A 7,044-nucleotide genomic window follows, 5' to 3' on the forward strand; every position below is an offset into this window, starting at 1 on the left:
CGTCTTACTTTCTTCTTTCACGTCTTACTTTCTTTTGATGTGGCGAAGACGTGATGGCCGGGACAAGCCCGGCGATGACGGCCGTTTCGGGGTGGGCGAGAAGACGTCCGTTCCGAGGGCCTGGAAACGACGGGTTTCATGGCATGGCTCGTCTGGTCCATGACATGCCCATCACGCGTGATCGTGCCGCCAACACCTGTAAGGCTGGGCCACGAGGTTGTTGTTGAAGTAGCGCGGGTCGTTCGACACCTCGGCTCCCGCCCAGCGCGGCAGCTCGATCCTGTCCGCAGGGGTCGCAAGTTCGACCTCGGCCATGACCAGCCCGTCATTGTCGCCGTGAAACACGTCGACCTCCCAGATCCGGCCGGCAACCACCTCGCGGTACCTCGTCTTCTCGATCAGCGGCCGTTCGCAAAGCTGATCCAGCATCACGGCCGCGTCGGCAAGCGGAATAGGATACTCGAATTCGAGCCGGCTGATCCCGGTCGCGAGCCCCTTGATCGTCAGAAGACCACGATTGGCCGCGATGCGCACGCGGACGACGCGCTCCCCCACCGACGACAGATAACCCTGCCGGTACGGCGTTCCAGCGGCCGTCGCGCGCCATAGCGCCGTGTCGACGAGGAATTTGCGCTCGATCTCCTCGGCCATGACGCGATCCTTCCGCTGCTCGATCGTCCGCGTGCGCGACCGCCCGCCTGTGGTGATCGGTCCCGGCTCGGCGCTCGCCTGGCCGGGACTCCCATGTTTGCGACGGATCGGCTCGGTTGGGCAACCTGCTTCATCGTGTTCGCGACGCGGCCGGTCTTCGCCTATTCGACCGGTTCAGCCTGTTCGATCACGGCCGGCATTTTCGCGACCGACATCAGCGAACGGGAGACCTGATTGAGCAGCTGGTCGGCGTTCTCCTCCTCGGCGAGCGATTGCGACAGCAGATCGACGATCGCGCTATGACGCAATTGCTGCGCCAGGTTTCGTGCGGTGGTGTAGCCGGAGATCTCGTAGTGCTCGACCCTCTGGGCGGCGCCGATCAAGGCAAGATCGGCTGCGGCGTCTTCCTTGGCCTCGCCCTGCTCGATGACCTCCTCGCCTTCCTCGACCAGGCCCGCCATGCCCTTGCAGGGCTTGGCGCGGGCGTTGACGCCGAGCAGCGTGAAGCACTCGCCGATCCGCTCGATCTGCGCTTCGGTTTCCACCAGATGCTGTTCGAACAGCTCGCGCAGTCTGTCGAAGCGGGCGGCCTTGGCCATCTTCGGCAGCGCCTTGGTCAGCTGCTTTTCGGCATGCAGGATGTCGCGCAGTTGCTCCGTGAGCAGTTCGTCCATGCCGAGCGGCGAGGTCGGCGGCGAGCTTTCCGTCCTGATCACGCCGGGGCTTGCAGCTCCGCTGAGCGCGGGCGATTCCACGAACTCCCACTCGCCGCCTTCATTCCACGGACCTCTGGTGTCGATCTCGCCTTCTTCGCCCTCGCCGGTCGAATCGTTGAAGAACTGATCGACCAGGCCCGGGGTGGGCGCGATCCTGCCGACCGAGAACGCCGGCTTCTTCAGGCTCTCCAGCGCCAGCGCAAACGCCTTCAGGTGGGTGATCTCCCGCGTCATCAGGAACTGCAGGGCATCCTTGCTGCCGGCGTCGTCGCAGAAATTGATCAGACGCTCATAGACGATCTTGGCGCGGGCTTCGGCGGCCATGTTGCTGCGCAGGTCGACGTCGAGCTCGCCGGTGATCTTGAGATAATCCGCGGTCCAGGGATTACCTTGCGAATTGAACAGATTGACGCCGCCGCCGCCAGCGATCGCGATCAAGGGATCAGTCTCCGCGGCCTGCCGGTCGAACTTCGACGGTTTCAGATGCATCCGCGCCAGACAGCCCACGACCTCGAGATGGCTGAGCTCCTCGGTGCCGATATCCATCAGCAGATCCTTGCGGTCGGGGTCCTCGCAGTTCAGGCCCTGGATGGAATACTGCATCGCCGCGGCGAGTTCGCCGTTGGCGCCGCCGAACTGTTCCAGCAGCATCTTGCCGAACCGGACATCGGGCTCGTCGACCCGCACGGTGAACATGAGTTTCTTGACATGATGATACATGGGACCAACCTCGCTCTGCATGATTATACCGGGGCAATGGAAGCCAGAGGGTTTTTGTTCCTAACGAGCGAGGAGGAACCCACGATGGAACCCGGGGGATTCCCGCACCTGTCAAGATGCCGAGCCCAACAAGCCCGGCCCCGGTTGCGATGAACCGGGGCCGCGACTCTTTGCCGGCCAGCCCGGGCGGCGAGCGGCCAAGCGTGAACACCGTAGCCATCGCCGAGAGCGCTGTCGTTAACCCATGATAACCAGGCTTGATGACCAGGCTTGATGACCAGGCCTGGCGTCATGTCGTGGCAGCCATGCACGCCAAAATGCCGGAGGCCGCCAATCGAGGGACGCGCCGCCCCGACTGGATTCACTCCAGGCTGCCGGTGAGGTCGTATCGCTTGAAACGATAGATCGCGAACGACAGTCCCCAGCACACCACGAAGAGCGCAACGATGCCATAGCCGAGCGCGCCGAAATGATCGTTGAGGTCGGAGATCGCGTTCCAGAACACGCCCTGCAGATGGAAACGATCCGCGATCAGGCCGAGCGTCTCGATGCCGCCGACCACCAGCGCCACCAGCACGGACACCGACGTGATGGTCATATTATAGAACAGCTTGCGCAGCGGATTTCGATAGGCCCAGCCGTAAGCGCCCAGCATCAGGACGCCGTCGGTGGTGTCGACCAGCGCCATGCCGGCCGCGAACAGGGCCGGGAAAATCAGCAGCGACCAGCCGGAGACCGCGTTGGAGGCCTGGGCCGAGAGACCGAACAGGCCGATCTCGCTGGCGGTATCGAAACCGAGCGCAAACAACAGGCCGATCGGATAAAGCTGCCAGCTTTCCGAAACAAGCCGGAACAGCGGCCTGAATAGCCGCGCCAGCCAGCCGCGCTGCTGCAACAGCGCATCGATGTCCGCCTGCGTCACGCGATCGCCGCGCTCGACCTGCCGAAAGGCGCGCCAGACGCCGCGCAGGACCACGATGTTCGCGATCGCGATCACGAACAGGAACAGCGCCGACGCCGATGTCCCGATGATGCCGCCGATCTCGCGATAGGCAACCAGTTCATCGCTCAACAGGTTTGCCGTCAGCGCCACGACAACCGACGCCAGTACGACGACCGTCGAATGCCCCAACGCGAAGAAGAAGCCGACGGCGACCGGCCGCTGTCCCTCCTGCATCAGCTTGCGCGTGACGTTGTCGATCGCCGCGATATGGTCGGCATCGATGGCATGGCGCAGCCCGAGGCTATAGGCCAGCACGGCGGTGCCGATGAGAACCGGCTGGCCGGCGAACGCCATCAAGGCCCAGGTCCAGGCCGACAGATTGGCGATCGCAAGAAGGCCGTAGATTCCGACGATCCGACCGCGAAGGCCGGCCAGGACGGGCCCGGATTCATCTCGAGCACTCAATTTCGCATGCGCAGCCATGGCGGCCCTTCATCCGCAAGACATTTCAGATCAAGACATTTCCGATCATGTCACCGCAGCGAAAGAACCGCCCCAGGCGCGCGCACCGCACGCCGGTAAGGATGACGTGTCCAGGCCGGTCTCCTGGCTCGCGGGTCATCGCCCTTCCTCGCCTTCCCGGGCTTTGTCGCACGAGCCCAGTGGCATTTTCGACGAAGGACTCACCGCTCACAGTTGCGGGCGCAGTTCTGGATTTGGTTTGCGTTTCGACACCCAGCGAACCGCACCAGATTCCCTTTGCCGCCAACGCGACCGGCACCCTGAACCGCAACAGCTGAAAGCATCGTCCGGTTCTTGTCAAGACACGGAAACACATGCGGAAACACATGCTCGGAACACATGCTTCCGAGTGGGACGACTCACGGCACGCGTGGTGGAGCGCACGGTTCGGTAAAGCCTGGCGCGATGCGGCGCTCGACCTCGTCGTCCCCGCGCACCGGCTCCAACTCGCGGGCTCCGCCAATAGCTTCCTGACTCCATGCGCCGGACTGCACGCCCTTGGCGTGCAATGGACAATACGCATCAAGGCCGGCCATCGCGCCGGCGTCGAGAAGGATTCCAGATGTTGCGACGACGTGCCCTCAGCGACAACCAGAGAGCCATTTCGAGATTCGAATCAGATCAGTTTCCTCCGAACCTCATCCTGAGCATCGCACAAGCGATGCGTCTCACGATGAGGCCGGGGTGCGTGGGAACGATAGGTTCGTCGTGAACCCGTTCCTGACCGACAGCCTCGCGCCCCATTCGACGCTGTATTTTCCGGTGGTGCAGGAGTGTGAGCAAGGCGTGAGCCGCTGGATCGAGATTCCCGCCAAAGGTGAGCCTTCGCACGAGGGCAAGCGGCTGGCACCGGGCGTCGAGCTGTTGCCGAAGCACCGGGCGTCGATGCCGCAAAAGCGCGACGATCGCGCCACGGGCGATGGCTGCGCCAGCAGGCATGCTGGATTGGCCGGGATCCGGGCAGGTCGCGACCGGAGGCTGCGCTGCTTTCCGCCATGGCGGGAATCATCTAGCACTCGCCTTCGCGGCGCGTCGCGCCCCGATGGACGCTGATCAACCGGATGCGCTGATGACTCATCGCGAACCGCAGGCCGGCGCAGCAGACCCGGAGCGGACTCTCACGGCTCTGGAGAGTCCCGCCGCCTCGCCCACCGCGCTCTACGAAGCCGGTCTCGGCCACATGCAGGCGCAGCGCTATCTCGACGCCCAGCTCTCGTGCCAGCAGGCGCTTGTCGCGGACGGCAATCATGCGCCCTCGCTGCATCTGATGGGACTGTTGGCGTTCCAGGCCGGCCAGGCCGACCATGCGCTGGAATGGCTGGCCCGCGCGATCCGGCAGGAGGCGCGGCCGGAATATCTGGCGAGCCTCGGCAGCGTGCTGCAACAGCAGCAACGCCACGACGAGGCGCTGAAGGCCCTCGACACCGCGGTCAAGCTCAGGCCCGACGACGCCGAGCTATGGCGGCAGATGGGCAATCTGCTTGCCGAGCAGCAACGCCTGCCCGAGGCCGTGCTGAGCCTGCAGCATGCGCTGAAGCTCGACCCGCGCAACGTCAATGCGGCCAACCGATGCGGGATCGTTCTGCATGAGCTCGGCCGCTTCGAGGAGGCCGCCGCCTGCTTTGCGCGGTGCGACGAACTGTTGCCGAACCATGCCGCCGTGCTGCACGGCCGCGCGCGCGCCCTGATCGGACTGGAGCGGTTCGAGGAGGCGCTGGCGGATGGCCATCATGCTTACGCGCGCGATGCCGGCAACGCCGAGATCTGCAACACCATCGCCATCGCGCTGCACCGGCTCGGCCGGCACGACGAAGAGCTCGCATGGCTGGACCGGGCGCTGGCGCTGCGTCCCGACCATGTCGAGGCGCTCAGCAACAAGGCCCATGCGCTCGGTCCCGGGCGATCGGACGACGCGCTGGCGTTGTTCGACCGCGCGCTGGCGCTGCAGCCGGACCATGTTCCGGTGCTGCTCAACAAGGCGGTCAAGCTGTCCGAACTGCATCGGTTCGAGGAGGCCTGCGCGACGTTCGAGCGTGTGCTGGACATCCAGCCCGACAATACCGACGTGGCATGGGATCTGGCGCTGCTGCAGCTCTTGATCGGCAATTTCGAGGCGGGCTGGGCCGGTCGCGAGGCATTGTGGCGACGGGCGACGCCGCCGGATTACCCGAGCTTTCCGCAGCCGAGATGGCATGGCGAGCGGCCGGTCGCCGGCAAGACCGTGCTGGTCTATGCCGAAGAGGGTTTCGGCGACACCATCCATTTCGTGCGCTATGTGCCGCTGCTGGCCGCGCGCGGGGCGCGCGTCATTCTGGCGGTGGCGGCCTCGGTCTGTTCGCTGCTGGACGGGGTGGCGGGCGTCACGCAGTGTCTGTCGCGAAAGAGCACGACATGGCCGGAATTCGACCTGCACTGCCCGATCTCCAGCCTGCCATTGATCTTCAAGACCCGGCTCGAGACGATCCCGGCGCACATACCTTATCTGCCGGCTCCGGCGCCGGCCCGCATCCAGGTCTGGGAAGACCGCCTCGGTCCGCGCACCCGGCCCCGGGTCGGCCTGGTGTGGTGCGGCAATCCGCTGCACAAGAACGATCACAATCGCTCGGTGCCGCTGCAAACGCTGAGCCGGCTGTTCGATGCCGACGCAACCTTCGTCAGCCTGCAGAAGGAGCCGCGGCCCGAGGACAAAGCGAGCCTGCGCGCGCGACGCGGGATCGTCGACCTGACCGACCATCTCACCGATTTCGTCGAGACCGCGGCGCTGCTCGCCTGCCTCGATCTCGTGATCACGGTCGACACCAGTGTCGCGCATCTGGCCGGCGCGCTGGGACGGCCGACCTGGATCCTGTTGCCCTACACGCCGGACTATCGCTGGCTGCTCGACCGCGACGACAGCCCCTGGTATCCGACCGCGCGGCTGTTCCGGCAGACCGAGGCGCGCGACTATGCAAGCGTGCTCGATGCCGTGCGGAGCGAGCTCGAAGCGATGATCGCCGCCGGCAGGACGGGCGGCCCGGGATGAAGCCTCCCCGTCCGCATCGCCCGGCTCTGTCCGCCAGCGTGCCCAACTGTACCGGTTTTATCACCGCTCAACCATTGCTGGTAGTTATCCCCAGAAGCTGGTGAAGTGGCGCTTGATTCGACGACGGCATGGCCGAATTCTTCCGCCGGTGAGGGTATTCCATGAGCTGGCAAAAAGATCGCGACGCCTTGATCGCACAGACCGCGGCTTTCATTCAGTCGGTCGCCGGCAAAAACGCGGCCAGGCCCAAGGAAACCTCGAAGGAAACTGCAAGGGACGCTTCAAGGCCAACGCCACGGGAAACGGGGAAGGCGGCGGCCAAACAGCCGGCAACGCCGGCGGCAAGAGCGGCGCCGGGCTCACCGATGCCAGGCTCGTCGAAAGAAGGCTTGTCGAAAGAAGGCTTGCTGCCGCAGGCCGATGCCGAAACGAGGTCGCCCGCCGCCGCCATGCCCCGGACCGCTTCTGGC

At 65.0% G+C, this 7,044-nt stretch carries 5 protein-coding genes, 1 pseudogene and 1 riboswitch; of the genes and pseudogenes, 2 read left to right on the forward strand and 4 right to left on the reverse strand.

Annotated elements, in window-relative coordinates; all coding sequences use genetic code 11:
- Nucleotides 1-171 precede the first annotated feature (171 nt).
- The 3 genes from WCB02_RS08495 to WCB02_RS08505 form a co-directional block, all read right to left on the reverse strand.
- The gene (locus tag WCB02_RS08495; RefSeq protein ID WP_423957485.1) at nt 172-651 is read right to left on the reverse strand and encodes a CYTH domain-containing protein; all 480 of its coding nucleotides are present in this window, start codon (nt 649-651) and stop codon (nt 172-174) included.
- A gap of 161 nt (nt 652-812) precedes the next feature.
- Entirely contained in the window at nt 813-2,087 is a 1,275-nt protein-coding gene (locus tag WCB02_RS08500) for a DUF892 family protein (RefSeq protein WP_423957487.1), read from the reverse strand.
- 361 nt (nt 2,088-2,448) lie between these two features.
- Nucleotides 2,449-3,513 carry a HoxN/HupN/NixA family nickel/cobalt transporter gene (locus WCB02_RS08505; RefSeq protein ID WP_423957489.1) on the reverse strand — a complete coding sequence of 355 codons (1,065 nt, stop codon included), beginning with the start codon at nt 3,511-3,513 and terminating at the stop codon, nt 2,449-2,451.
- 96 nt (nt 3,514-3,609) lie between these two features.
- Nucleotides 3,610-3,830: riboswitch (cobalamin riboswitch) on the reverse strand.
- 418 nt (nt 3,831-4,248) lie between these two features.
- On the opposite strand from WCB02_RS08505, the pseudogene WCB02_RS08510 reads away from it, so the two are divergent.
- Together WCB02_RS08510 and WCB02_RS08515 are read left to right on the forward strand one after the other, a co-directional pair.
- Nucleotides 4,249-4,425, forward strand: a pseudogene (locus WCB02_RS08510) (DUF1775 domain-containing protein); the annotation flags it as partial.
- Between the two features lie 196 nt (nt 4,426-4,621).
- A complete protein-coding gene (locus WCB02_RS08515) occupies nt 4,622-6,574 on the forward strand; it encodes a tetratricopeptide repeat protein (RefSeq protein ID WP_423957490.1) in 1,953 nt (650 codons plus the stop codon).
- A gap of 214 nt (nt 6,575-6,788) precedes the next feature.
- Here WCB02_RS08515 and WCB02_RS08520 read toward each other — a convergent pair.
- Nucleotides 6,789-7,044 (reverse strand): hypothetical protein (locus WCB02_RS08520; RefSeq protein WP_423957491.1); only part of this gene is annotated, 256 nt, incomplete at its 5' end.

Source organism: Bradyrhizobium sp. (genome assembly GCF_049581145.1).
Taxonomy (GTDB): Bacteria; Pseudomonadota; Alphaproteobacteria; order Rhizobiales; family Xanthobacteraceae; genus Bradyrhizobium.

Coding starts and splice junctions, on each gene's coding strand:
- WCB02_RS08495 (WP_423957485.1), bottom strand. CDS start 651: ATGGCCGAGGAGATCGAGCGCAAATTCCTCGTCGACACGGCGCTATGG.
- WCB02_RS08500 (WP_423957487.1), bottom strand. CDS start 2,087: ATGTATCATCATGTCAAGAAACTCATGTTCACCGTGCGGGTCGACGAG.
- WCB02_RS08505 (WP_423957489.1), bottom strand. CDS start 3,513: ATGGCTGCGCATGCGAAATTGAGTGCTCGAGATGAATCCGGGCCCGTC.
- WCB02_RS08515 (WP_423957490.1), top strand. CDS start 4,622: ATGACTCATCGCGAACCGCAGGCCGGCGCAGCAGACCCGGAGCGGACT.